General features: G+C 71.0%; 20 protein-coding genes, 2 pseudogenes and 1 riboswitch. Of the genes and pseudogenes, 12 read left to right on the top strand and 10 right to left on the bottom strand.

Annotation, left to right across the window (positions count from 1 at the left end; all coding sequences use genetic code 11):
• The first annotated feature begins 38 nt into the window (after positions 1 to 38).
• Both ABD858_RS31190 and ABD858_RS31185 read left to right on the top strand, forming a co-directional pair.
• Positions 39 to 1,178 carry a phosphotransferase gene (locus ABD858_RS31190; RefSeq protein ID WP_345043856.1) on the top strand — a complete coding sequence of 380 codons (1,140 nt, stop codon included), beginning with the start codon at positions 39 to 41 and terminating at the stop codon, positions 1,176 to 1,178.
• A 244-nt stretch (positions 1,179 to 1,422) separates the two neighbouring features.
• Complete coding sequence (locus ABD858_RS31185) at positions 1,423 to 3,405, top strand: N-acetylmuramoyl-L-alanine amidase (protein ID WP_345043853.1); 1,983 nt, start codon at positions 1,423 to 1,425, stop codon at positions 3,403 to 3,405.
• Here ABD858_RS31185 and ABD858_RS31180 read toward each other — a convergent pair.
• Complete coding sequence (locus ABD858_RS31180; protein WP_345043850.1) at positions 3,368 to 3,868, bottom strand: hypothetical protein; 501 nt, start codon at positions 3,866 to 3,868, stop codon at positions 3,368 to 3,370. The two genes, ABD858_RS31185 and ABD858_RS31180, sit on opposite strands and share 38 nt — an antisense overlap.
• 202 nt (positions 3,869 to 4,070) lie before the next feature.
• Entirely contained in the window at positions 4,071 to 6,911 is a 2,841-nt protein-coding gene (locus ABD858_RS31175) for an ATP-binding protein (protein ID WP_345045033.1), read from the bottom strand.
• A gap of 342 nt (positions 6,912 to 7,253) precedes the next feature.
• On the opposite strand from ABD858_RS31175, the gene ABD858_RS31170 reads away from it, so the two are divergent.
• Complete coding sequence (locus tag ABD858_RS31170) at positions 7,254 to 8,306, top strand: isoafricanol synthase (RefSeq protein WP_345043848.1); 1,053 nt, start codon at positions 7,254 to 7,256, stop codon at positions 8,304 to 8,306.
• A gap of 83 nt (positions 8,307 to 8,389) precedes the next feature.
• On the opposite strand, the gene ABD858_RS31165 is transcribed toward ABD858_RS31170, so the two are convergent.
• A complete protein-coding gene (locus tag ABD858_RS31165; protein WP_345043845.1) occupies positions 8,390 to 8,632 on the bottom strand; it encodes a DUF397 domain-containing protein in 243 nt (80 codons plus the stop codon).
• A 406-nt stretch (positions 8,633 to 9,038) separates the two neighbouring features.
• A pseudogene (locus tag ABD858_RS31160) lies at positions 9,039 to 9,509 on the bottom strand (alpha/beta fold hydrolase); the annotation flags it as partial.
• Positions 9,510 to 9,663: 154 nt separating this feature from the next.
• Between ABD858_RS31160 and paaK the strand changes: the two are divergent.
• Positions 9,664 to 10,950 carry a phenylacetate--CoA ligase PaaK gene (gene paaK, locus ABD858_RS31155; RefSeq protein WP_345043843.1) on the top strand — a complete coding sequence of 429 codons (1,287 nt, stop codon included), beginning with the start codon at positions 9,664 to 9,666 and terminating at the stop codon, positions 10,948 to 10,950.
• On the opposite strand, the gene ABD858_RS31150 is transcribed toward paaK, so the two are convergent.
• On the bottom strand, positions 10,937 to 12,436 hold the full coding sequence (locus ABD858_RS31150) for an acyl-CoA synthetase (protein ID WP_345043840.1): 1,500 nt from the start codon (positions 12,434 to 12,436) through the stop codon (positions 10,937 to 10,939). The two genes, paaK and ABD858_RS31150, sit on opposite strands and share 14 nt — an antisense overlap.
• Before the next feature lie 107 nt (positions 12,437 to 12,543).
• Here ABD858_RS31150 and ABD858_RS31145 point away from each other — a divergent pair.
• Together ABD858_RS31145 and ABD858_RS31140 are read left to right on the top strand one after the other, a co-directional pair.
• Positions 12,544 to 12,860 (top strand): annotated as a pseudogene (locus ABD858_RS31145) (penicillin acylase family protein); the annotation flags it as partial.
• Between the two features lie 232 nt (positions 12,861 to 13,092).
• A complete protein-coding gene (locus ABD858_RS31140) occupies positions 13,093 to 14,868 on the top strand; it encodes a serine hydrolase domain-containing protein (protein WP_345043838.1) in 1,776 nt (591 codons plus the stop codon).
• Between the two features lies 1 nt (position 14,869).
• Here the strand turns inward: ABD858_RS31140 and ABD858_RS31135 are convergent, their stop codons facing one another.
• From ABD858_RS31135 to ABD858_RS31120, 4 genes are all read right to left on the bottom strand, one after another.
• The gene (locus tag ABD858_RS31135; protein ID WP_345043835.1) at positions 14,870 to 16,444 is read right to left on the bottom strand and encodes a phytoene desaturase family protein; all 1,575 of its coding nucleotides are present in this window, start codon (positions 16,442 to 16,444) and stop codon (positions 14,870 to 14,872) included.
• A gap of 46 nt (positions 16,445 to 16,490) precedes the next feature.
• On the bottom strand, positions 16,491 to 18,704 hold the full coding sequence (locus tag ABD858_RS31130; protein WP_345043833.1) for a serine/threonine-protein kinase: 2,214 nt from the start codon (positions 18,702 to 18,704) through the stop codon (positions 16,491 to 16,493).
• 142 nt (positions 18,705 to 18,846) lie between these two features.
• Positions 18,847 to 19,734, bottom strand: coding sequence for an oxygenase MpaB family protein (locus ABD858_RS31125; RefSeq protein WP_345043830.1), 888 nt, complete (start codon positions 19,732 to 19,734; stop codon positions 18,847 to 18,849).
• 379 nt (positions 19,735 to 20,113) lie between these two features.
• Positions 20,114 to 20,818 (bottom strand): CBS domain-containing protein, encoded by a 705-nt coding sequence (locus tag ABD858_RS31120; protein ID WP_345043829.1) that lies wholly within the window; start codon positions 20,816 to 20,818, stop codon positions 20,114 to 20,116.
• A gap of 639 nt (positions 20,819 to 21,457) precedes the next feature.
• On the opposite strand from ABD858_RS31120, the gene ABD858_RS31115 reads away from it, so the two are divergent.
• A complete protein-coding gene (locus ABD858_RS31115) occupies positions 21,458 to 21,877 on the top strand; it encodes a CBS domain-containing protein (protein ID WP_345043826.1) in 420 nt (139 codons plus the stop codon).
• Positions 21,878 to 21,971: 94 nt separating this feature from the next.
• Here ABD858_RS31115 and ABD858_RS31110 read toward each other — a convergent pair whose 3' ends face one another.
• The gene (locus ABD858_RS31110; RefSeq protein ID WP_345043824.1) at positions 21,972 to 22,175 is read right to left on the bottom strand and encodes a hypothetical protein; all 204 of its coding nucleotides are present in this window, start codon (positions 22,173 to 22,175) and stop codon (positions 21,972 to 21,974) included.
• A gap of 119 nt (positions 22,176 to 22,294) precedes the next feature.
• Positions 22,295 to 22,493: riboswitch (cobalamin riboswitch) on the top strand.
• A gap of 29 nt (positions 22,494 to 22,522) precedes the next feature.
• Between ABD858_RS31110 and ABD858_RS31105 the strand changes: the two genes are divergently transcribed.
• The 5 genes from ABD858_RS31105 (at position 22,523) to ABD858_RS31085 (ending at position 25,711) form a co-directional block, all read left to right on the top strand.
• The gene (locus tag ABD858_RS31105; protein ID WP_345043821.1) at positions 22,523 to 23,182 is read left to right on the top strand and encodes an energy-coupling factor ABC transporter permease; all 660 of its coding nucleotides are present in this window, start codon (positions 22,523 to 22,525) and stop codon (positions 23,180 to 23,182) included.
• A complete protein-coding gene (locus ABD858_RS31100) occupies positions 23,179 to 23,559 on the top strand; it encodes an energy-coupling factor ABC transporter substrate-binding protein (RefSeq protein ID WP_345043819.1) in 381 nt (126 codons plus the stop codon). The genes ABD858_RS31105 and ABD858_RS31100 overlap by 4 nt, the downstream gene beginning before the upstream one ends.
• A 6-nt stretch (positions 23,560 to 23,565) precedes the next feature.
• Complete coding sequence (cbiQ, locus tag ABD858_RS31095) at positions 23,566 to 24,315, top strand: cobalt ECF transporter T component CbiQ (RefSeq protein ID WP_345043817.1); 750 nt, start codon at positions 23,566 to 23,568, stop codon at positions 24,313 to 24,315.
• Positions 24,312 to 25,154, top strand: coding sequence for an energy-coupling factor ABC transporter ATP-binding protein (locus ABD858_RS31090; protein ID WP_345043814.1), 843 nt, complete (start codon positions 24,312 to 24,314; stop codon positions 25,152 to 25,154). Before cbiQ ends, ABD858_RS31090 begins: the two co-directional genes overlap by 4 nt.
• 161 nt (positions 25,155 to 25,315) lie before the next feature.
• A complete protein-coding gene (locus tag ABD858_RS31085) occupies positions 25,316 to 25,711 on the top strand; it encodes a TOBE domain-containing protein (protein WP_345043812.1) in 396 nt (131 codons plus the stop codon).
• Positions 25,712 to 25,804: the final 93 nt, after the last annotated feature.

The following is a 25,804-nucleotide window of genomic DNA, read 5'->3' as shown; positions in this document are numbered from 1 at the left end:
CCTCTCAACTCGTCGGCGCACGAAGGGTTCTGTCGCCCATGTACACAGCATCATCCTCCGTGTCCGCCCAGCCGCGACCGCTTCGTCAGTTCCCGGCGGGCGGCGGGCCGTATCTCGACCCCGCCCACGCTGCCGCCGCGGCGCCGGCCGTCGGACGGCCCCGGCTCCGGCCGGGTGCCGCCGGCCAGCCGCTCAGCGGGAGAATCGACCTGTCCGGCCCCCAGGGCGCCCAGCTGCGCATGGCGATCGCATCGGTCCACCGGATCTGTCCCGAGTTCAACCCGGTGCAGGCTCTGCGGCGCAGCGGCCGCTCCGTGCTGCTCGTCGGATCCACCGGACGCAGCACCGCCGTCGCCAAGTGCTTACTGGACCACTCCCCCGCCTGGGTCGAGCGGTTCCGTCATGAGATAGCCGCCTATCGCGCCTTCGTCCGGCACCGTCCACCGGTGCGGGTGCCGCGGCTCATCGCCGCGGACCCCGACAACTGCACACTGGTGATCGAGCGGACACCGGGCCGGGCGGCGGCCCTCACCCGGCACCCGGCCGAGGCTCCGCCGCGTGCCGATGTGCGGGCCGCCCTCGGCGCGATCAGCAGGGTCAACTCCTGGCGCCCGCCCAACGGGGTGTTCGGTGCACCGCTGGACTATGCCTCGCGGATCGCCCGTTATCACGAGTTGGGTCTGTTCACCGACCGTGACCTGGGGGATCTGCAGAAACTGCTGCACGGCCTGGCGCACACCGGCGGGCGGCAGGGCGTGGGCCAGTTCTGTCACGGTGATGCGCTACTGTCCAACTTCCTGCTCTCGCCGACCGGTCCGGTCCTGGTCGACTGGGACCATGCCGGCTGGTACCTCCCGGGGTACGACCTGGCCACCCTCTGGGCCGTCATGGGTGACGCGCCGGCCGCGCGGCGGCAGGTCAGTCAGCTCGCGCAGGCCGCGGGCCCCGCGGCGCGTGATGCGTTCCTGGTCAATCTGATGCTCGTACTGACCCGGGAGATCCGTACGTACGAGACGGCCGTCCAGCGGACCATGCGCGAGGCGGCTCCAACGGGTTCCGCACCGCTGCCGCCCGGTGTCCTGTCGTCCGGCGAGGAGCAGCGGCTGCTGCTGCGGCGGCTGCACGACGACTGCGCCCTGGCGCGGAGGGCCGTGCGCGCGGCCGTGGGGACTCGCTGACCCGGGACGGGGGGGAGTGTCGGCGCCTGGTGAACCCGTGTTCACCAGGCGCCGACGCATATCCGGGCAAAGACATTGGTCCATTCCATTGACGCGCCGCAGGCCGTTGACGTGCAAAATCGTCGCCGCTGGGCATGATTGACGGATCGCCCGGAACCCGATACCTCTGTATTCGAGTTCGGCCCCGCACATCCCTTCGCGCATCGCACGTCCATTCGCGCATCGCACGTCTCTGGAGGCTGCCTTGCAAGGATCCACCCGTGTACGTCCACTAGGAGCGGCCGGCGCCCTGGCGTCGGCCGCTCTGCTGCTCTCCCTGGTGTCGGCCACACCGTCCTCGACCGCCGAGCCGCCTCCGTCGAGTGCGCTTCAGCGCGACTTCGCCGCCGCGGCCGCGCAGTACCAAGTGCCGCAGAGCGTGCTGCTCGGTGTGTCGTATCTGCAGTCGCGCTGGGACACCCACGGCGGAGCGCCGAGCGTGACGGGCGGCTACGGCCCCATGCACCTGACCGACGCACGGACGGCTCTGGCCGAGGCCCCGCACCACTCGGACGGCGACGAGGACGCACGCGGCGACGACGCCCGTCCCGCGCGGACCGGAGCCGAGCGGGAGCTGCCGCTCCCGGCCGAACTCCCCGGCCGGCTGCGGACGCTGGAGCGGGCTGCGGAGCTCACCGGGCTGCCCGCCGAGGAGCTGCGGCAGAGCCCGTCGGCGAACGTCCTGGGCGGGGCCGCGCTTCTCGCCGCCGCCCAGCGGGAGTCGGGCCGGCCGTTGAGCGACGACCCGGCGGAGTGGTACGGCGCGGTCGCCCGCTACTCGGGTGCCGACGACATCGCGACCGCCACGACGTACGCCGATGACGTGTACGACGTGATCCGCTCCGGTGAGCAGCGCACCACCGACAGCGGCCAGCGGGTCGAGCTGCCCGCCTCCCCCGGACTGGCGCCCGACACCGCCCAGGCGGACGGGCTGGGGCTGCGTACCCCGGCGACCGGGCCCGTCGAGTGTCCGTCCAGCGTGGCCTGCGAGTGGATCCCGGCACCCTACGAGGAGTTCGGGGACGGCGACTACGGCAACCACGACAAGGCCGACCGCCCGGCGAGCCAGTCCATCGACTACATCGTCATCCACGACACCGAGGCGAGCTGGGACGTCACGCTGAAGCTGGTGCAGGACCCGACGTATGTCTCCTGGCAGTACTCGCTGCGCTCCTCGGACGGACATATCGCCCAGCACCTCCGGCTCAAGGACGTCGGCTGGCACGCCGGCAACTGGTACGTCAACGCCAAGTCGGTCGGCCTGGAGCACGAGGGCTTTCTGACCTCACCCGACTCCTGGTACACGGAGGCGATGTACCGCACGTCGGCACGCCTGGTGAAGTACCTGGCGAAGCGGTACGACATCCCGCTGGACCGGCAGCACATCCTCGGGCACGACAATGTGCCGGGTCCCGTGACGGCCAACATCCGCCAGATGCACACCGACCCGGGGCCGTACTGGGACTGGGCGCACTACTTCCAGTTGCTCGGTCGCCCCTTCACCCGTACCGCGGGCCCAGGCAGCGCGGTCGTGACCATCCGGCCGAAGTACGAGCGACACCAGCCGCTGTACACCGGCTGCACCCAGGCCGGCCAGGCCTGCCCGCCGCACGGCTCGGGCGCGGTGCGGCTGCACACGGCCCCGGCGGAGGACGCGCCGCTGGTGAAGGACATCGGTCTGCGGCCGGGCGGCCAGAACTCCACGACGGGCGTCAACGACACCGGTGCCCGCGCGTCCACGGGCCAGCAGTACGCGGTCGCGGAGCGCCGCGGCGACTGGACCGCGATCTGGTACCTCGGCCAGAAGGCGTGGTTCCACAACCCGCCGAAGCAGCCCACCGCGGTGGAATCGAAGGGCCTGCTGCTGACACCGAGGGACGGCCTGACGGAGATCCCGGTGTACGGCCGCGCCTATCCGGAGGCGTCGGCGTACTCGTCGACGGTGCCGGTGCAGACGGTCTCCCCGCTGCCTTACAAACTGCTCGCGGGCCAGCGGTACGTGGTCGGCGGCAAGGCGGCGCCCGAGTACTACTGGGCGCCGACGTACGACACCACGGGGCATCAGGTGGTCCGCGGTCAGGAGGGGTACTACGAGATCCAGTTCGGACACCGGATCGCGTATGTGAAGGCCTCCGACGTACGGCTGGTCGTCAGCCCTGCTGGAACAGCTCCGCCGGGAGCGGCTTGAGGAGCGCGTACAGGTCGTCGGTGATGGGCCGGTCCCAGCTGGCGATGGTGACCAGCACGTTGTCGCTGCGGTCGAACTGCACACAGGAGATGCGGCTCTCGCTGAGCTTCAGTCGGCGCACGATGAGCAGGTTGTCGCCCTGCATCACCGGCATGTCCTCGACTCCGACGACCTCGACCGGCTCGTCGTTCTCGAGGGCGAGCAGAAGCTGTGCGACCTCGAAGGGGATCTGCCCTTCTTCGACCTCGCGGGCCGGGGAGCCCTCCGGCAGGTTGCCGATGATCATCGCGGGGCCGCGACCGCCGTAGAGGTCGTAGCGCAGGAACACACCCTGGCAGCTGCCGTCGGGTGCGGGCAGCAGGCCGGCGCCCAGATTGCCGGGCCAGTCACCCGGGTCCATGGCCAGGACGTCGAAGTCCGGGCCCGCGGGTGTGGCGGAGCTGCGTCGGCGGAGGAAGGACATGCTGCCATGGTACGGGTCCGGGGGCGGTTGGCGTCTCCGGCCCCCGTCCGACGGGCCATGGGCGCGGGAGCCGCATGGACGGCGCGACCGCCCCGGCGGCCCGGGGCCCTCGCGGGCCTCCGGCCGCCGGGGCGGTGGCGCTGAGCACGCCGGGGCGCACGGGCGTGCCCGGCCCGCGGCGTGCAGGGACTTCGGGCCGGGATCAGGGCTGCTTTTCCGGCCGGACGGCCGCGTGCTGGTCCAGAAGTTTCGACAGTCCCGCCCGGTCTGTTCCGATCTTGCGGTAGACGCCGGAGAGCAGCAGTTCGACGGTCCGCTCGCGGGTGCCGAGCTCCGCGGCTATACGGGTGTTCTCCAGACCGCGTACCACCCGCTCCGCCACGGCGCGCTCCTTCGCAGTGAGCGATTCGGTGCCTGCGGAGCGCGGGCGCAGGGGCCGCAGTCCGCAGGCGGAGAGCTCGTCCCGGGCACGAACGGCCAGGGCGTCTGCCCCGCACTGGGTCGCGCTCTCCATACCGTGCACGAGCAGTTCGGCGGCGTCCTGGGGAAGCCCCGCGCGGCTCAGTGCCACGCCGTGGTCGACGAGTGCGCAGGCCAGTTCGTACGCCGCGGGTGATCGCTCCAGATGCTGTACGGCCTCCGCCATCAGGGCCAGGCTCTCCGCGCCGGTGGTCACCTTGGCCGCGGCGTGCAGGGCCTGGCCGATGGCCGACGGCGTGCCGAATCGGCGGGCGAACTCCACACCCTCCTGAGCCAGGGCCTTGGCCTCCGCCGGATCGGCGTGGGCCAGCGCCTCGGCGAGCAGCAGCCGCCACGGACACCACCCCGTATTGCGCATCCTGCGGCGCTCCAGCCTGAGGCCGACTGCCCGCAGCCGGCGCTCGGCGTCCCCTCTCAGACCGGAGGCGAGCAGCAGCTCGCTGTAGACGGTCTCGGAGTCGGGGAAGGAAACGGCGTTGGGGACGATCTCTCCGTAGGTATAGGTGTCGGACACCTCCTGAGCCTCCTCGACCCGGCCACGGGCGAGCAGGATCTCGATCAGGATGCCGACGGCGTAGAACTGCGCCGGGACTCGCTGCCCGACCCGGTCGGCCACGGTCAGACCGGCCTGCACGAGTTCCTCCGCCTCGGCAAGTCGTCCGCGCCGGAAGCGGATGTAGCCGAGCAGGGTGAGGCCGAAGGACAGATGAGCCCCGCGCCAGCCCTTGCGTTCGCACTCCGCGATGCCCTGGGTGAACAGCTCGTCCGCGCGTCCGGGCTGGTCGCAGTACATGAAGGTGAGCGCGACGAGAATCGGGACCTCGAAGCCCCAGTTCTCGTCGGTCCAGGACAGTCCGCCACTGAGAGCCTGCTCGGCGTAGTGCAGGGCGGTCTCGGCAGGCTCACCGCGCACCATCGCGTCCCAGGCCCGCATGCCCAGGATGTAGCGCTCCGCCTTGCCGCGCCCGGTCAGATGGTCTGCGATTCGGGCCAGCCGCCGGGAGCGCGCCGGCGAGTCCTCCTCATCGGCGCAGAAGGCGTTCCACATCAAGCTGTGGGCCTGCATCCGCAGCCGGGTTCCGGCGCTGCTGGACCGTGCACCCTCGTCGGCGACAGTCCTGGCAGCCTCCGCCAGCCGGTCCGTGTGGGCCAGCGCCTGGGCCAGCCGCACGGTGATGGCCTCCCGCAGGGCCGGGGCGATTCCGGGCTCCTCGAGGGCGGCTTTGAGGTGGTTGACCGTGGTGGCGGGTTCATGGAGAAGGGCGGAGCACCCGAGTTCGAAGAGCACCTCGGCCCGTTCGTCGAGCGCGGGCGGCTCGCGCAGGGCGCGGGTCAGGCAGCGCTGGGCTGCTTCCGGCGCGCCGGCGCGGAGGTACTCGCGGGCTGCCGTACGCAACTGCTGTACGGCCCAAGGGTCGTTGTCCGGATGCATCTCCAGCAGATGCCGGGCCGCCGCGGTGGCCCCGAGGCCGGCCTCGCTGACGGCAAAGGCGGCCTGGCCATGCATGGCGACCCGCAGCGCCGGGGGTATCGCCCGGTAGACGGCCGTGCCGATGAGCGGGTGGAGGAAGTCGAGCCTGTCCGAGGCGTCCGTGTTCGCGGTGAATATGCGCGCGGCGCGAAGCTTTTCGACGGCGTCCGCGGTGACCTCGGCGCCGAGTCCCGCGACGCTGCCGGCCAGCGACAGCCGTCCCTCCGTGCCGAGTACGGCGACAGCCCAGGCGAGCCGCACGGCCGAAGTACCGAGGCGTTCGAGCCGCTGGACCAGTCCGCTGCCCTTCACGGCGGAGGCCAGCTCGCGGAGCTCCGCGCTGTTGGCGTCCTGCGGTTCGATGCCGTGTTCGCAGACCTTGGCGATCAGTTCGACGGCTTCGAAGAGATTGCCACCCGTGAGCGCCCAGCATTCCCTGGAAAAGGGACCGTCGGCGCTCTCTCCCAGCCTGTCGCGCAGCAGGTCGCCGACCCCGGACGGAGTCAAGGGCGCGAGTTCGAGTGGACGTGAGCCGTTCCGTTCGGCCAGTTTGCGGAGCTCCGCGGCATGGGCGGGAAGTTCCTCCGGCCGGTAGGCGACGACGATGAGCAGAGGCAGATCGTCGGCCCGCGGGGCGAACGAGCTGAGCCACGCCATGGATTCGGCGTCGGCCCAGTGCGCGTCGTCGAGGACGAGCACGACGGGACCACGCTGGACGGCGAACCGGGTGACCACCCAGTCCAGGCCGTCCCGCACGCCCTGCGGGTCGGGTGTGCTGCTGCCGTCGCCGGCCACCAGGCCTACGGCGGGCGCCACGATGTCGTACCAACTGCCCAGGATCTTCCGGTGCTCCTCCTCGGACGCCGTCGCCAGCACAGGCTGCACAAGCTGGCGTACGACGTGGAAGGCCACACCCTGTTCCTGCTCACCGCCTCGGGCCGTCAGAAGGGTACAGCCGCGTGCGGCGGCCTTCCTGCGCACCTCGGCGACCAGGGTGGTCTTGCCCAGACCCGCCGCACCGGCGATGGCGAGCAGCCCTCCGCCTCCTGGGCCCCGGGCTTCGGCCGATGCACCGCACAGTTCGTTCAGCATGCCGTCGAGCTGCAGAAGTTCCGCTTCCCGCTCCAACAGCGTCCGGCGCGTGGAACCGCGCCGGCTTCTCGTGTCCCCCACGACGACCGTCCCTATTCGGCAGTAGATCCGAGCCTACGCCTCATACCGTTCGCCGTATCCCCCCGAGTTCCGGACTCGCACCCCTGATGACCGTGAATGCACCGTTTCTGCCCCAACCTGCTGAGGAGAGAGCGCCTTTGAGGGGTACCCGGATATTTGGTCCGCGCTTCTTGTGCCGCATTCCGCTCCGGCGCACCATGGTTTTGACCGGTCGGCAGCTCCGCCCAGGTTGCTGCGTGCGGCAGTTGAAGGAGGCGGAGCTTGGAGACCCATCGCATCCGTGCACTACGGAACGGACTGGTCCGCACCCCCTTCCCTGCCCGGTGTCACCCCGGTCACGACCACGGGCGCCTGCACACACTCCAGTGGCTGGACCGTTTCGGCATGCTGAGCGGGGAACGGGCGACGGCCGAGTACGACGCCATGCGCCTGGAGCTCCTGATGGCGTACTTCTATCCGGACGCCGGCCCCGAGGATCTCCGTCTGGCGAGCGATCTGATGGGCTGGTTCTTCGTCTTCGACGACCAGTTCGACGGCTCGTTGGGGCAGCGTCCCGAAGCGGTCGCACGGCTGGTGGACTCCGTGATGCGCGTGATGCACGAAGACACGGTCCGGCCGCACGAGTCCGGCGACCCCCTCGCCGAGAGCTTCCGCGATCTGTGGCAACGTGTCTCGAAGGGCATGCCGCCGCTGTGGCGGAACCGGTTCCGGGACCACTGGCGTGACTATCTGACCGCCTATCACTGGGAGGCGCTCAACCGGACCCGCCAGGGCACCCTCCCGCTCGCCGGGTTCCTTCAGGGACGACGCGACTCCATAGGGGTGCAACCCTGCCTCGACCTCGTCGAACGAAACGGCCGCTACGCCCTGCCGCGAGAACTGCACCAGGGTGCTCCGCTCGCGGAGATGCGGAAGATCACCGCCGACGTGGTGATCTTCGTGAACGACATCGTCTCCGTGGACAAGGAACTCGCCGCCGGTGACGTCAACAACAGCGTCATCATTCTGCACAAGGAGACGGGCCGGACCGTCGACGATGCCGTGCGTCATGTCGCGCTGCTGGCCAACTCCCGCCTCGCGCGCTTCCAGGAACTCGCCGCGGGCATCGGCGGCACCCTGGGCGACATGGGTGTTCCCGAGGATGTGCGTGACCAGGTCGACCACTACGTGGACGGCATGCGGATGCTCATGAGCGGCAATCTGGCCTGGTCGCTCCAGACGGCACGCTACAGCGAAGAGGGCATCGCCGCGGTGAGCCAGGGCCGGGAGCGCCCGTGGGCGCATCTCTTCCGGGAGAACGCCCGGTCCTCGTGACCAGGCCGCCGAGCGCGGGCGGGCTCCGCGGTCATGATCGCCGGATTACCGGCAGGACCGCGGTGCCCTTGCGCGGCCGCGGTTCAGGTCAGATCGAACTGGCCCTCTCGGGCGCCGATCACGAAGGCGCGCCATTCGGCGGGGGTGAAGATCAGCGACGGGCTCTCCGGACGGCCGCCGTTGCGCATCGCGATGAACCCCTCGACGAAGGCGATCTCGACGTCGCCCGCCCCCTGGCTGCCCGACTGCCACTCCGCGTTGCTGAGATCGAGGTCTTCCGGCTTGTCCCAGCCCATGAGCGACTGCTGGATGGTGCTGTCGGCCACGTCCGTGCTCCTCCCGGTTCGTCGTCCCGGGGGCCAGACTAGTCATCGCCCCCGGGAGTCCGACAGGCCACGAACGGCCCGGAAATCAACGGGGGCGCGGCTCGGCACCCACAGCCCCATGGCGCCGCCGCGCGTCCGGGGAAAACCGGCTCAGGTCTCCGGGACGAGGCGGTTGCCCGCAAAGACGCCCAGATCCTCGCGTTGAAGTGCTCTCCCGCGTCAACTACTCGGCCCTGAAGGACCGAGCTGCTGCCCCGCTCAGGCGGGGCGCTTGCGGCGGCGCACCACTGGCGGCCAGGATGCGATTCCTCCCGGGCGCGAACGCACGGGGTTCCTCGCAAGAACAGGCTGAAGGGCGGAGCACTGCGCAAGATCAAAGGCAGAGGCTGTCCTCGACGCCGCGGTCGGGGCCGCGAGCTGCTCCGCGCCGACCGACAGCGCGAGATGCTGGATCCCGCCGACGGTTTCGTGTGGGTTGCCGCCGGCCGGGTTGGATACCGACGGCCCGGACGCCGGGCGTGACCAGGACGAGCGTGGCGATCCGCTGCGGGTACCGGGCGGCGTAGAGGGTGGCGAGATTGGCCGAGGCCGAGTGGGCCAGCACATCGATCCGGTGGAGACCGAGGTGCTCGCGCAGCGCCTCCACGTCGTCGACGTGCCGGTCGCACCTGTACGTCCCCGGGTCGGCCGGGGCCGCGGAGTCGCCCGTGCCCCGCAGGTCCAGCAGCACCAGCTGCCGGTGCGCGTCCAGACCGCCCAGGTCGCCGAGGTAGGCGGTGGCCCGCATCGGACCGCCCGGCAGGCAGATCAGCGGCTCGCCCTTCCCCCGCAGGTGGTAGGCCAGCTCGGTCCCGTCGTGCGCGATCAGCTTCGGCATACGCAAGATCCTTGCAGTGTGCAGCGATCAAGACAATGTCCGCCGGTGATCGGCCCGCTGCGAACCCTTGACGTCGGCGGGAGGCTGCTGAATAACTGTCTCCGACACCTCTACCGAATGATCGGTTGTCCGTTTTGGGACGGGAGTACGACGCATGACGGATCTGCTGGACGCAGGAGAACGACTCAGCCGGGAGGAACTCCAGGCGCTGCAACTGGAACGGCTGCGCTCCACACTGCGGCATGCGTACGACAATGTCGCCTTCTACCGGGAGGCCTTCGACAAGGCCGGGGTGCACCCCGATGACTGCCGGTCGCTCGCCGATCTCGCCCGCTTCCCGTTCACCGTCAAGACCGATCTGCGCGATCACTACCCCTTCGGGATGTTCGCCGTCCCGGAGGACCGGATCCGGCGTATTCACGCGTCCAGCGGCACGACCGGCCGGCCGACCGTCGTCGGGTATACCGAGCGCGACCTGGAGACCTGGGCCGATGTGGTGGCGCGCTCCATCCGGGCGGCCGGCGGGCGGCCCGGGCACAAGGTGCATGTGTCGTACGGATACGGGCTGTTCACCGGCGGCCTGGGAGCGCACTACGGCGCGGAGCGGCTCGGCTGCACGGTCATTCCGGCTTCGGGAGGCATGACAGCGCGCCAGGTGCAGCTCATCCAGGACTTCCGGCCCGAGATCATCATGGTGACGCCGTCGTACATGCTGACGCTGCTGGACGAGTTCGAACGGCAGGGCGTCGATCCCCGTACGACCTCCCTCAAGGTGGGCATATTCGGCGCGGAGCCGTGGACCGAGGAGATGCGGCGAGAGATCGAGGAGAGGTTCGCCATCGACGCCGTCGACATCTACGGGCTGTCGGAGGTGATGGGCCCCGGAGTCGCGCAGGAGTGCGTCGAGACGAAGGACGGGCTGCACATCTGGGAGGACCACTTCTATCCGGAGGTCGTCGACCCCGTCACGGGCGAGGTGCTCCCGGACGGGGAGCGGGGTGAGCTGGTGTTCACCTCGCTGACCAAGGAGGCCATGCCGGTGATCCGGTACCGGACCAGGGATCTCACCAGGCTGCTGCCCGGCACTGCCCGGGTGTTCCGCCGGATGGAGAAGATCACCGGGCGCAGCGACGACATGGTGATCCTGCGCGGGGTGAATCTCTTCCCGACCCAGATCGAGGAGATCGTGCTGCGCACGGCCCATGTCGCCCCGCACTTCCAGCTGCGGCTGACCCGCGAGGGCCGGATGGACGCGCTGACCGTACGGGCCGAGGCCCGTACCGGGGCCACGCCGGAGCAGCGGGCGGCCGCCGAGACGGCGATCGCGACGGCGGTCAAGGACGGGGTCGGGGTGTCGGTCGCGGTCGAGGTCGTCGACCCCGAGACGCTGGAGCGGTCCGTCGGCAAGATCAAGCGGATCGTCGATCTCAGGCAGGCGTGAAACGGTCCCTCAGCTCGCGCTTGAGGATCTTTCCGCTGGCATTGCGCGGCAGCTCGTCCACGAACAGGACCCTCTTGGGGGCCTTGAAGTGGGCGAGTTTCTCGCGTGCGTGGGCGAGGAGTTCGTCCTCGGTGACCTCGCCGCGCGGGACCACGACCGCGGTGACGGCCTCGATCCAGCGCTCGTCGGGCAGGCCGATGACCGCGGTTTCGGCGACGCCCGGGTGGGTGTAGAGCGCGTCCTCGACCTGACGCGAAGCGACGAGTACGCCACCGGAGTTGATGACGTCCTTCACCCGGTCGACGACCGTGAGGTACCCCTCCGCATCGCGCACCACGAGGTCCCCGGAGCGGAACCAGCCTTCGCGGAACGCCTCCCTGGTCTCCTCCGGCTTGTCCCAGTAGCCCTTGCACAACTGCGGTGAGCGGTAGAGGACCTCGCCGGGGGTGCCGTCCGGAACGTCCTTGCCGTCCTCGTCGACGACCCGTGCTTCGACATGACGCACCGGCCGGCCGCAGGAGTCCATCCGGCCCTCGTGCTCCTCGGGCCGCAGCACGGTGGCGAGGGGGCCGATCTCGCTCTGCCCGAAGCAGTTGTAGAAGCCGAGCCCCGGCAGGCGTTCGCGCAGCCGTTCCAGTACCGGTACGGGCATGATCGACGCGCCGTAGTACGCCTTGCGGAGGAAGGAGAGGTCCCGGGTGACGAACTCGGGGTGGTTGGCCAGACCGATCCAGACGGTCGGCGGTGCGAACAGACTGTCTGCCCGGCCGGCCTCCACCAGGTCGAAGATCTGCCCGGGCTCCGGTGCGTCGATGATGATGTTCTCCGCGCCGACCGCGAGATACGGTAGCAGGAAGACATGCATCTGGGCGGAGTGGTAGAGCGGCAGGGAGTGGACGGGCCGGTCGGTCTCCTGGAGGTCCAGGGCCTCGATGGCGCTGGCGTACTCGTGGACGAGTGCCCGGTGCGTCATCATGGCGCCCTTCGGCAGCGCCGTGGTGCCGGAGGTGTAGAGCAGCTGGACCAGGTTCCACACATCCCGGTCCGGATCGAAGGGCTGCGGGGTGGCCAGGGCCTGGAGCAGTGATCCGGTGTCGTCACGAAGTGGCCGTACGGTGAGGTCACCGGGGACGCGGCCCGCGAGGTCCGGGTCGGCCAGCACCAGCGAACTGTCCGACTGCCGCAGGATGTAGGCCAGGTCGTCACCGGTCAGATTGTGGTTCACCGGGACATGGACAAGACCTGCCCGGGCGCAGGCGAGGAACGCGATCAGATAGACGTCGGAGTTGTGGCCGTAGGCGGCGACCCTGTCTCCTTCCCGCAGCCCGTGCTCCTCGGTCAGCACGGCGGCCGCCGTGGAGACCGCTGTGTCCAGTTCGGCGTAGGTCCAGGACCTGTCGGCGTAGCGCACCGCGGTGCGGTCGGGAGTGCGCTGTGCGCTGCGGCGCAGAACGCCGTCGACGGTCCGGCTGAGGAGTCCTCTCATGGCTGGATCCTGCGGGCCGCGCCGGGAAGGGTCAAGACCTTGGATACCGAACTGCATGTTGACACCCGTACCGGTGTGCTGAATGAGGACAGGCGCAACAGCCCTTTCGAAGCTCCGTCCACGGCTTCACGGAGACGCTCGGCATCTGGAACAAGGCCGAGGCCGCGTGGAATCCGGCGGCGGGCGGATACACGGAGGTCGGGAACGGCTCCAGCTGCATCCAGGCGGTGGGCTGGGACAGCAGCCGCTGCCCTGTGGCGCGGACGCTGCTGATGTACTCCCAGTCGTCGAATCCGCGGTCACCGCACTACGCGGACCAGACCCGGCTCTGCTCGAGGAGCGCTGGGTGACCTCGCGCTTCTGCGAGAAGGACATCCTCGCCTCGCCCGCGCTGCGGGTGGAACGGGTGCGCGAACGCGGCTGAGCGCGGCGCTCGGCGTCTTCCCCGCCGTCGCCGACCGACGGCGGGAAGGACGGCGTCGCACGGCCTCTCCTGCCCGGCTCTGCCCGCATGGGGTGCAGATCGCCGCAGCCCCGCGGACGAAGGAAGGATTTTTCTGATGTCATGTCAGATGAGGATTGCGGGCGGTGCAGGAGAGGAAGAAAGTTCCGGCAGTTGCCGGTGGTCCCGAAAATTGCTTTCAGGGGGTGGCGTGATGGGCGGGTTCAGCAGACGGCGTCTGGGCGGCGGAGTGCTGGCACTCGGCGGAGCCCTGGTCCTGGCCTCGGTGCCGGTCGCGACGGCGGCTCCGGTGACGGGCAGCGACCCGGGGCGGGGACGGCCGGGCCTGCGGCGTGGCTCCGCCGAGTCGGCCGGACTGCTGCCGGCCTACCTGGACAAGCTGGTGACGGACGCCGAGAGCTTCCTCGGCCCCTCCCCCGTGCACCCCTGGTACGCGGGTGCGGTGCTGCTCGCGGGACGGGGCCGCACGGTCGCGCTGCACCGTCCGATCGGCATGGCGGTGCGCTACTCGGCGTACGACCAGCAGACCGACACCGGGGTGGAGTTCCCGGCGGAGCAGCGGATACCGATGACCGAGGACACGGTCTTCGACCTCGCGTCCGTGTCCAAGCTGTTCACCTCGCTGCTCGCGGTACAGCAGATCGAGCGCGGGGCGCTGGAACTGGAGGCGAAGGTCGCCGCGTACCTTCCCGAATTCGGGGCGGCCGGAAAACAGGACATCACGGTACGGCAGCTGCTCACCCACACGTCCGGGTTCCGGGCATGGATCCCGCTCTACAACGAGCCCGGCCGTGAGGCAATGCTGCGTCGGCTGTGGAACGAGCCCCCAGCGAGCCCGCCCGGCACCAAGTACCTCTACTCCGACCTGAATTTGATCACACTTCAGCTGGTCCTGGAGAAGATCACCACTCGCCCTCTCGATGCGCTGCTCCACGACGAGATCACTGCTCCACTCGGGATGCACCGCACTCGCTTCAACCCGCCCGCCTCCTGGAAACCGAAGATCGCCGCCACCGAGGACGCCCGGCGTCCCTGGTCGGGCCTCGACCGCGGACTGGTGTGGGGCGAGGTCCATGACGAGAACGCCTTCGCCCTCGGCGGGGTCGCGGGCCATGCCGGCGTCTTCTCCTGCGCCTGGGACCTCGCCATCCTCGCCCGGACGCTCCTCGACGGCGGCTCGTACGGACACGCCAGGATCCTGGAGCCCGAGTCCGTCGAGCTGATGTTCACCGACTTCAACACCGCCTTCCCCGGCGACGAGCACGGCCTCGGCTTCGAGCTCTACCAGCACTGGTACATGGGTGCCATGGCCACCCCCCGCACCGCGGGCCACACCGGTTTCACCGGCACCAGCCTGGTCATCGACCCCACCACCGACTCCTTCCTCGTCGTCCTCGGCAACTCCATCCACCCGGTGCGCAACTGGCGCTCCGGAAGCGCTCCGCGCGTCGCCGCTGCCGACAACCTCGCCCGCTGCGTCGCCGTACGCCCGCCGCACGGCAGCACCGCCTGGTTCTCCGGCATGACGAACGACACGGCGGCCACGCTCACCCTCCCCGCCCTGGACCTCGGCACGGCCGACCCCCGGCTGCGCTGCTCCCTGTGGTGGGACACCGAGCCCGGCTCCGACGTGCTCTTCCTGGAGGCCTCGCCGGACGACGGGGTCACCTGGCGAGCCGTGCCCTTCACGACCGTGAGCAAGGGTGAGGAGCCGCAGCAGTATCCGGCCGGTTCGGTCAGCGGCTGGTCGGGGCGTGTGTGGCACCGGCTGGAGGCCGGCCTGGCGGACTTCGCCGGCGTCCGGGTGCGGCTGCGCTGGCGCTACGCGAGCGACCGGCGCTACACCGGCCGCGGGGCGTACGTGGACGGCCTGCGGGTCCTCGACGGGCGCCGCACCCTCTTCGACGAGGCCCGGCCGGAGGACGCCGCCCGGATCGAGGCGGCAGGCTGGAGGCCTTCCGCGGACTGAGCTATCTGCCGAGTACGGCCATCGCGGCGTTGTGGCCGGGGATGCCGCTGACCCCTCCTCCGCGTACGGCGCCCGCCCCGCACAGCAGTACGTTCGGGTGCGCCGTCGCCACGCCCCACCTCCCCGTCCCGGCCGTCTCGTCGGCGTACGGGAAGGCGAGGGCGCGGTGGAAGATGTTGCCTCCCGGCAGCCGCAATTCGAGCTCCAGGTCGAGCGGGGTCCTGACCTCGATGCAGGGCCTGCCGTCCTCGTCGAGCGCGAGGCAGTCGGTGATCGGCTCCTCCAGATGTGCGTCCAGTTCCGCGAGGGTGGCCTTGAGCAGGGCGTCCCGTGCCGCGGCGTTGTCCCGGGCGAAGAGGCGGGCGGGAGTGTGCAGTCCGAAGAGCGTGAGCGTGTGGTGACCCCGCTCGGCGAGTTCGGGAGCGAGGATCGAGGGGTCGGTCAGTGAGTGACAGTAGATCTCCGACGGCGGGGCGCTGGGCAGCCGGCCCGCCACGGCCTCTTCGTAGGCGGCAGCCAACTGTCCGTATCCCTCGGCGATGTGGAAGGTGCCGGAGAACGCCTCGCGTGGGTCGACCGACCGGTCGCGCAGCCGCGGCAGCCGGCGCAGCAGCATGTTCACCTTGAGCTGCGCGCCCTCGGCCGCCCCCGGCGGCGGTTCCTCGCCGAGCAGACCGGCGAGCGTCTCGGGCGAGGCGTTGACCAGGACGTGCCGGGCGGCGACCGCGCCCTCCCCGGCATCCGTGCGGAAGGCGACCTCCGCGTGGCCGCCGTCGGTGTCGATCCGGATCGCCTCGCGCCCGGTGGCGATCTCCGCGCCCGCCTCGCGCGCCGCGGCGGCCAGCGCGTCCGTGAGCGCGCCCATCCCGCCGACCGGCACGTCCCAGTCACCGGTGCCTCCGCCGATCACGTGGTAGAGGAAGCAGCGGTTCTGGACCAGGGACGGGTCGTGGGCGTCCGCGAAGGTGCCGATGAGGGCGTCGGTGAGGACGACTCCACGGACCAGGTCGTCCGTGAAGCGCCGTTCGACGGCGACACCTATCGGTTCCTCGAAGAGCATCCGCCAGGCGTCGTCGTCATCGACGCGTTCGCGTAGCGCGTCCCGGGTCGGGAGCGGCTCGGTGAGGGTGGGGAAGACCCGCTCGGCCACACGCCGCGTCATCCCGTAGAACTCCCGCCAGGCCGCGTACTCGGCGTCGGATCCGGTCAGTGCCCTGAAGGACTCCCGGGTGCGGTCCTCCCCGCCGCCGACCAGCAGCCCCGTCGCCCGGCCGCCGCGCACCACCGGGGTGTAGGAGGAGACGGACCGCTTGCGCAGGGTGAACCGCAGGCCCAGGTCACGCATGATCTTCTCGGGCAGCAGCGACACCAGATAGGAGTAGCGGGAGAGCCGGGCGTCGACACCGGCGAACGGCCGGGCCGACACGGCCGCCCCGCCGGTGTGCCCCAGGCGCTCCAGCACGATCACGGACCGCCCGGCGCGGGCCAGATAGGCGGCGGCGACAAGACCGTTGTGGCCTCCGCCGACGATCACCGCGTCGTATACGTCTTTGACGAACTCGGCATGTGCGGGCATGGCCCTTGGTAGCACGCGCGGACGGCTGGTGCCAGGGGGCAGCGGCTCAGGCACGCCTCCGCAGCGCCGCCACCCGGCGGTAGATCTCCACCGCCTCCCGGCCGCGGCCCAGCTGTTCCAGGCACTGCGCCTCGTCCCCGCGGCTGGCCAGCGCGTCGGGGTGGTCGGCGCCGAGGACCCGTTCGCGGGCCTCGGCGACCTGGCGGTAGACGGTCAGCGCATCCGCCCAGCGGCCCAGCCAGCCGAGGCCGACGGCGACCTCGCGGCGGCTGACGAGCGTGTCGGGGTGGTCGTGGCCGAGGACCCGCTCGCGGATCGCGCACACGTCGCGGGCCTCGGCGAGAGCCTCCTCCCAGCGGCCCAGGCGGCCCAGATTGACGCCGAGGCCGTGCCGGGCGCGCAGGGTCTCGGGATGGTTCGGACCGTGCACCCGGGTGCGGTCGTCGACGAGCGAACGGTACAGCTCCAGGGCCTCGGTGCTGCGACCGAGGCGGCCGAGGCTGATGCCGACCTCGTACCGGGCGGCGAGGGTGTCGGGGTGGTCGGCCCCGAGCGCCCGTGTGCGGGCGGCGGCCACCTCGCGGTAGGTCCGGAGCGCCTCCGTCCAGTTGCCCAGCTGGCCCAGCGCGTACGCGACCTCGTAGCGGGTCACCAGGGTGTCGGGGTGGTCGGGGCCGAGGACCCGGGCGCGGGCCTCCGCGACCTCGTGCGCCATACGGTAGGAGTCCTCGAGACGGCCCAGCCTGCCGAGGTTGAAGGCGAGGTTGTGGCGGCAGCGCAGGGTGTCGGGGTGGTCGGCACCCATGGTGCGCGCGCGGGCGGCGAGCACCGCGGAGTACACCTGGTGCGCCTCGAAGTGCCTGCCGAGCTGCCCGAGGACGTAGGCGGTCTCCTGGCGTGCGGCCAGGGTCTCCGGATGATCGGCGCCCATGGTGCGTTCCCGGCCGTCGGCCACCCGGCCGAACTCGCGCAGCGCGTCGGCCGCGCGCCCGGTCCTGCTGAGCGTGAACCCGATCTCGAAGCGGCTGGCGAGGGTGTCGGGGTGGTCGGGGCCCAGCAGATGCTCGCGCTCGGCGGCCACCCCGCGGTGCACCTCTCCTGCATCCTCCCAGCGGCCGAGCCGCGCCAGGCCGAGTCCCGCGTTGTGCCGCCCCGTCAGGGCACCGAGCAGTTCGGGCGGTGGGGTGGGGCGTTCCGGAGCCGGCGGGCGGTCGCGCCGGACCTCGGAGGTGGTCCAGGCGCCGGTCAGGCCGGCGCTGGGGTCGGGCGGGGTGGCCTTGAGCGTGGACGTGGAGGCGGCGGCCGCCTTGTGTCCGGTGGTCATGCCGCGGGTCCAGGACGGCAGCCGGGGAGCGCGGGGCACGGGCTGCCCGGCGGCAGTGTGGAGCACCGGTTCGGGCCGGTGGCCGGCGGGATGTCCGGCGGCCAGCCGTCGCGCGAGGTCCCGGGCGTCGGCGGGGCGTTCCTCCGGGGTCTTGGCGAGCAGATCGAGTACGACCCGGTCGAGGAACTCGGGGAGGTCCGGGCGGTGGCTGCCCGGCGGCCGGGGCGGGGTGTCGCGGTGGCCGACGAGGACCGCCCAGGCGTCGTCGAGGTCGAACGGCGGGGCGCCGGTGGCGATCTCGTACAGCACGCAGCCCAGCGAGTAGAGATCGCTGCGGTGGTCCACGGGCCCGCCGCCGATCTGTTCGGGCGACATGTAGTGGGGTGTGCCCATGGCGATGCCGGTGCCGGTGAGCCGGGCGGTGAAGCCGATGTCATGGCCGAGGCGGGCGATGCCGAAGTCGCAGATCTTCACCGTGCCGTCGGCGAGCCGCATGATGTTGGCGGGCTTCAGGTCGCGGTGCACGATGCCCTGTTCATGGCAGTAGGCGAGGGCGGCGGCCACCTGTTCGGCGATGTCCAGGACTTCGGGCACGGGAAGCGGGTGGTGTTTGTTCCCCTCCAGCAACTGGCTGAGGTTGCGCCCCTCCAGTAACTCCATGACCAGATAGAGGACGCCGTCCTCCTCGCCGAAGTCATGGATGACGGTTACCCCGCGGTGCTGGAGCGCGGCGGCGACCCTGGCCTCGCGCCGGAAGCGTTCGCGCAGCACTCCGGAGCGGGTCTCCTCGCGCTGCATGCCCAGCGGCTTCAGGCACTTGACGGCGACGCGACGGCCGAGGGACTCGTCGTGGGCCCGCCATACTTCGCCCATTCCGCCGCGCCCGATCAGTTCGAGCAGCCGGTACCTTCCGTGGATCAGCCTGGTGTCCCCCATTGCGTGCCGTCGCCCCCGTCGTTGTCTCCGGCTCGGTTCGCCTCCGGGGGGCTCCAGCGTGCGCCGACGGTCGATCGTGCTCGGCCCTCGCTCCTCGGGCCTGCACGCGTTCTCCCTTTCGGCGCCCGCGCCCCCCTTTGGCTCACTCGCTCCGCCGATGCGCCCTCGTCGACCCCGCTCCGTCCAGTATGGCGGCCTGTCTGCGAAGTTTGTACGGTGCCGGGCGGCTTTCGGGGCCGAGCCTCGCCATGGCCCGCAGGATGTGTTTGGGCGGGAGTTGCCAGCGCACACGTGCGGGAATGCAGCGCAGCAGGGTGCCGGCGAGCGCGAGTTGACGGGTGACCGCGGCCGGTGCAGACACGGGTCTGCCGTAGAGCTCATGGGCGTACGGAGGCAGAGCGGCGTAGGCGAGCGCGGCCACGCGCCGCCACAGCACTTCACGCGCCGGGACCAGCGGCGCGGGCACCGGGGGTCGGCGCAGGAAGGCGTCGACCTCGTGCGCCTCGGGGCCGGCGGCCAGCTCGGGACGTACCTTCTCGAAGTACGCGGCGAGTTCCGCGGTGTTCGACGGCACCCCCGCCGGGTCGAGACCGACCAGCCGGGCGCTTGTGCGGTGTTCGTCGATGTAGCGGTCGGCCTGCGCATCGGTGAGGACGAATCCGGAGCGGCGCAGCACGCTCAGATACGAGTCGGCTTCGGCGCAGTGCACCCAGAGCAGCAGCTCCGGCTCGTCGACGCCGAGCGTCCGGTGGATTCGGCGGACGCGGGCGCCGGCTTTCTCCGCGGCCTCGGTGGTGCCGTAGGTGATGGTGCCGACGAAGCCGGCGGTGCGCATCAGCCGGCCCCAGGCGTCGCGCCTGCCCCTCTTTTCATCAAACACTGTGGAGTTCCGGAAGACACCGCGAACCGCGCGGGGGTGCAGCGCCTGGAGGTAGAGCGCGCGAACGCCCGCCACCCACATCATCGGATCACCGTGCAACTGCCAGGTCACCGAGGCAGGCCCGAAGAGGCCGGGGTCCGCGTCTCTCATGCTCCGCACGGCACCAACGTACAGGCGTGCGTGCCGGTACGTCGCCCGTTCGGGTGCTCGCCGCCGCCCCTCCGGGGCCGAGCGGTCCCTGAGCGGCCGCCCCGGGAAGGCGGAGCGCGGCGGAGGCGGTCCGGCAGCATCCGGCGGCCCGGCAGCACACCGGGACCGTTGACGTCCCGGCGGCCACGCAGACCGGCGGGAAGGTCACCATCCGGGTGAACGACCAGGGTGAGCACGCCCGCGCACCCCGTTCCGGAACCGACGTCCTCGGTCCGCGGCCGCTGACCGTCCGCCGTCGTCAGTCCGCGGGGGGGGTGCTCCGGCCGGCCCGATCCGAGGCGTCGGGGGCGCCGCCGTAACGCACGGCGCGGGGCCGACGTCACCACGCGATGTGGTCTGCCGTCCGGTCGGACGGCGTCGTGCGGGAGTCGTCGACGCGTGCGGTGAGGTGGTCGGCCACCGACACCACGCCGTCGATCCGCTCGGTCAGCCGCCGGACGACATGGATGTCAGTGCTCTTCTCCAGCTGCCCTTCCAGGGTGACCACGCCGTCGAGGACGTGCACGGCGACGGCATCGGGCGCCAGCCGCATCGTGTCCAGAAGGACGTCCTCGATCACCCGTTGGCGGATCTCCCGGTCGGGCCGCAGGAAGACCTTGAGGAGATCGCGCCGGGTCACGATGCCGACGAGGCGGTCCTCCTCGTCGACGACGGGAAGACGCTCCACGCCGCGCCGGATCATCGTACGAGCCGCCTCCGCGACCGTGTCCTGGGCACGGACGGTGACAGCCGGTGCGGACATCAGCTGCGTGGCAGTGAGGGCATCCCACCTGGCTGTGCCCGGAGTGTCCTGGCCTGCGTGCCGAGGGCCGTTCGGTTCCGGCTCCGGCTGCCCGGCCGATGCCTGGCGGACCAGGAGATCGCTCTCGGAGACGACCCCGAGGACCCGGTCGTCGTCGTCCAGGACGGGAAGACCGCTGATGTCGTGCTCGGCGAGCAGCTTCGCGACGTCCTTGAAGGGTGCCGACGGGGTGACCGAGACGACCTCGTCCACCATCAGGTTTCCGACTCTGCAGTGCTTCATCTCTGCGGCTCCTACTGGTCACTGTCGGCGCGGTCACCCGTGGGTGGACGGAACCGCTCACGATCTCCCCGGCCCTGTGCCACCCCGTGGGTCCGGTCATGCACCGAACGCGGTGCCCTGCCGCGTCGTCGAGTGGTTCTGGTTCCCACGATCCGCCGGGGCACCGGGCCCGATCGAGGGCCGAACGGCCCCGAGCCGGGGCCGGCCGGGCCAGGGCCGCCTCAGTCGGCCGGACCGGAGGGTTGGTAACTGCTGTTTGGGGAGCGTCAGTAAGGGCGGCTTGGCCTCGATCGTGTGAACGTCGGCCTTCTGGCCTGCGGCGCCCTGCAGAGATGGCGGTAGCGCGGACGTGCGATCTGGACGCCGGGGGCGGTGTCGACGTGCTGGGCTCCCTTGCCACCGGAGAGTTGGTTCGGGACCTCTCCGTCACGCGTGCCGACGCATACCCACTGATCATGGTCACCGGCCGGCGCTGGGCGGACTGCAGCGTGTGCCCCGCCGCGGCGGGGACCTGCTGATCGACCTGGACGACCGTGGGCCGGGCGGCCGCTCACCCGTACGGCATCTCCGGCTCGCATACGGGCCCGAACACGGCCAGCATGTCGGTGGCGACCCTCGACATCCCGCCCGGAGGCCTCCATGCTCACCGCTCGCGACCTGATGACCGGCGATCTCCGTGTCATTCCCGCGACCGAGACACTCGACCGCGCGGCACAGGTGATGCGCGACCACGATTTCGGCGCACTTCCGGTCAGAAGCAGCGACGGAGAGCTGACCGGGATCGTCACCGACCGCGACATCGTGGTGAAGTGCGTCGCGGCCGGCAAGGACCCGTCCAGGGTGACCGCGGGCGACCTCGCCCAGGGCAACCTGATCGCGGTCGACGCGGACGCCGGAGCGGCGGAGGCGGTCAAGCTGATGAGCGAGGCACGGGTGCGCAGGATCGTCGTCATGGAAGCCGGCAGGCCGGTCGGCATGATCAGCGAGGCGAATCTCGTGAGGAAGCTGCCCGCGAACCAGATCGCGTCCTTCACGGAGAGCGTCTACGGAACGGACTGAGCGATCTTGGGCGGACCGGCCGGAGTGCGCATAAAGGTGCGCACCGCCTCCCGTGGACCGGGGCCGGCGCGCACCGCCATACGGAGAAGGTGAATCAGGGGAGTTGTTTGTCGATGGCCGCGCGGCCTTCCTTTTCCAGGCGGCGCCGCGCCCACTCCAGATTCTTCGGAGTGATGTCGCGCCCCGAGGCGAGAACCAGATCCTCGGCGTCCACGTCGTCACGCGCACCGGTGTGCAGGAGCCTGTCGGGAGTCACGCCACCCAGCCGCTCCCGCTCGGAATCGGACTCAGCGTTCATGCCGCCTCCTCTTTTTGTCCGGCATTGCACCATTCTGACCCCGGTGAGCCCACTACCGCATCCGGCCCCGTTGTGTTACCGGCCAGTACTGCCGCTTGTGACAAATGGCCCCGTACCCAATAGGGTCACAGGGCCTTGGTGCACGGGAAACCGGTGAAGAACCGGTGCGGCCCTCGCCACTGTGATCGGGAAGTCCGGTTCCGACCCCCTCGGGGGAGCCACTGGGACGTCCGCGGGAGACCGCGGCCGCCCCGGGAAGGCGGAGTCCGGGCGGCATGACCCGTCAGCCAGGAGACCGGCCGGGGCGCGTCGTCCATCCACGAGGTGCTGGAGAGGTCTTCTCAGACATGCACATAGCCGAGGGGTATCTGCCCCCATTGCACGCGGTCGCCTGGGGTGCCGCGTCCGCCCCCTTCGTCGTCCACGGTGTACGGGCACTGACCCGCGAAGTCAGGGCGAATCCCGAGAGCACCCTGCTGCTCGGCGCGTCCGGAGCCTTCACGTTCGTCCTCTCCGCACTCAAGCTCCCATCCGTGACAGGCAGTTGTTCCCATCCCACCGGCACCGGACTGGGAGCGATCCTGTTCAGACCGCCGATCATGGCCGTCCTGGGCACCATCACCCTGCTGTTCCAGGCCCTGTTGCTGGCCCACGGCGGGCTCACCACGCTGGGTGCCAACGTATTCTCCATGGCGATCGCGGGCCCCTGGGCGGGATTCGGGACCTACTGGCTGCTCCGGCGGTCGGGGGTGCCGCTGATGGTCGCCGTGTTCTTCGGCGCCTTCGTCGCCGACCTCTCCACGTACTGCGTCACCAGCGTCCAGTTGGCGCTGGCCTTCCCGGACCCGAGCAGCGGATTCCTCGGCGCGCTGGCCAAGTTCGGTGGCATCTTCGCGGTCACCCAGATCCCGCTCGCGGTGAGCGAGGGGCTGCTGACGGTGCTGGTGATGCGCCTGCTGACGCAGTCCAGCAAGGCCGAACTGACCAGGCTGGGAGTTGCCCGATGAGCCGTAACGCGAAGATCAACACTCTGCTGCTCCTGGTCGTGGCCGCCCTGGCGGTCCTGCCGCTGGCCCTCGGGCTCGGCGACGGCAAGGAGGAGCCCTTCGCCGGGTCCGACGCCCAGGCGGAGAGGGCCATCACGGAGCTGGAGCCGGACTACAAGCCGTGGTTCTCACCGCTGTACGAGCCGCCGTCCGGCGAGATCGAGTCCGCGCTCTTCGCCCTGCAGGCCGCGATCGGGGCCGGGGTGCTGGCGTACTACTTCGGGCTGCGCAGGGGCCGCCGGCAGGGCGAGGCGCGTGCGGTGGCCGCACGGGAGGCCGGAGTTCAGGCGGACCGCGACACCGCTCGCGCCGACGAGTCGCACGGCTCGGAAGCGTAGGCGCCGGTGCTGCCCATCGACGCGGCGGCGCACAGCAGTCGCTGGCGCGGCCGCCATCCCCTGGAGAAGGCGTGCCTCGGCCTGGGCCTGACCGTCTCGGCGGTGTGTCTGCCGCCCTGGCCCGGCGCGCTCCTGGTCGGCGCGGCCACGCTGGCCGTGCTGCTCGGCCCGGCCGGAGTGGCGCCCCGGCTGCTGTGGCGGGCGTTCCGCGTGCCGCTCGGTTTCTGCTTCACGGGCGCGCTGCCGCTGCTGGTCCAGGTCGGCGGCGCGCACGGGTTCGTGTCGCTCGCGCCGGACGGCCCGGTCCACGCCGCGAACCTGCTGCTGCGCACCTCGTCGGCCTCGCTCGGGGTGCTGTTGTTCGCCTTCACAACGCCTGTGTCGGACGTGCTGCCACGGCTCGTACGGGCCGGTGTACCCGCCCCCGTGGTGGATGTCGCCCTGGTCATGTACCGGATCGGTTTTCTGCTGCTCGACGCGGTCACCCAGGTGCGCCAGGCCCAGGCGGCCCGACTCGGCCACACCACCAGGGCCGCCACCTGGCGCTCCCTGTCCGGGCTCGGCGCGACGGCCTTCGTGCGCGCCTTCGACCGGGCCGCCCGCCTCCAGAACGGCCTCGCCGGGCGCGGCTACGACGGGACGCTGCGCGTCCTGGTGCCCGAGGCGCGGGTCTCGGGCCGTTTCCTGGGCGCCACGGCCGCCCTGCTGGCGGCCATCGCCGCGCTCACCCTCGTACTCGAAAGGTTCGTCCTATGACCGCGCAGCAGCCAGTCGTGGAACTCGTCGAGGCGGGATTCGCCTACGAGGACGGCCCACCGGTGATCGAGGGCGTGAACTTCGGCGTCCCGAAGGGCCGGTCGCTGGCCCTCCTCGGCCACAACGGCAGCGGCAAGACCACTCTCCTCCGGCTGCTCAGCGGCGGGCTGCGCTGCGTGACCGGCCTGCTGCGGCTCGACGGCGAGCCGGTGGCGTACGGCCGTACGGGGCTCACCCGGCTGCGTACGAGCGTGCAGCTGGTCGTCCAGGACCCGGACGACCAGCTCTTCGCTGCTTCGGTCGGCCAGGACGTGTCGTTCGGACCGATGAATCTGGGGCTGCCGGAGGCCGAGGTGCGCGCGCGGGTCGAGGAGGCGCTCGAAGCGCTGGGCATCGCCGCGTTGCGCGACCGGCCGACGCATCTGCTGTCGTACGGGCAGCGCAAGCGGGCCGCGATCGCGGGCGCGGTGGCCATGCGCCCCCGGGTGCTGATCCTGGACGAACCCACGGCCGGGCTGGACCCGCACGGGCAGGAGCAGCTGCTCGAGGTGCTGGGCGGGCTCCGGGCGGCGGGGACCACCGTGGTGATGGCCACGCACGACGTGGGCCTCGCGCTGCGCTGGGCCGACGATGCCGCCGTGCTGACCCCTGACGGGCTGTGCACCGGGCCGGCCGCGGAACTGCTGGGCCGGCCGGAGCTGCTCGACGCCGCCCGGCTGCGGATGCCCTGGAGCATCACCGTCACGGCGCTGCTGCGCGCACAGGGGCTGCTCGGGGAGGGCGAGCCCGGCCCGCGTACCCCCGAGGAGCTCGGCCGGTGGCCGGTGGCACGCGGATAGCGAGTCGGCACAGCAGGGCCGCCCGCACCGGGCCACGGCCGCGACCCGGGTCCGGGTCGGGACCACACCCTTTGGATCTTCCTCCAGCGAGGCTCGCATTTGCCACAAGGCTTCCTCTGACAGGTTGTAAATGCGAGCCCAGGCGACCTATGTTGACGCATATGCAGTCCTACACGATTGGGCAGGCAGCACGCCTGCTCGGCGTCAGTCCCGACACCGCACGACGCTGGGCCGACGCGGGCCGCGTCGCGACCCATCGCGACGAGAGCGGCCGCCGCCTCATCGACGGCCGCGATCTGGCCGCCTTCTCCGTCGAGCTCGCCCAGGACGGGCACGACGAGGAGGAAACCTCCTACACCTCGGCCCGCAACGCCTTCCCGGGCATCGTCACCTCCGTCAAGCTCGGCGATGTGGCGGCCCAGGTCGAGATCCAGGCGGGACCGCACCGACTGGTCTCCCTGCTGACCCGGGAGGCCGTCGAGGAGCTGGGGCTTGAAGTCGGCATGCAGGCCACCGCCCGTGTGAAGTCGACCAGCGTGCACATCGACCGCATCTGACCCCCTGCCCACTTTTCTTCCTCAGCGGCGTCGTCCGTCCCCGACGCGGCACCTTCCCGCTCGGGCGGCTGTTTCCGCCTGCCCGCCGCTCAT

Origin of the sequence: Streptomyces sannanensis (genome assembly GCF_039536205.1) — a bacterium.
In the GTDB taxonomy this organism is placed as follows: Bacteria; Actinomycetota; Actinomycetes; order Streptomycetales; family Streptomycetaceae; genus Streptomyces; species Streptomyces sannanensis.
Note: the sequence above shows the minus strand (reverse complement) of the source record. Positions and strands in the feature narration are given on the sequence as shown.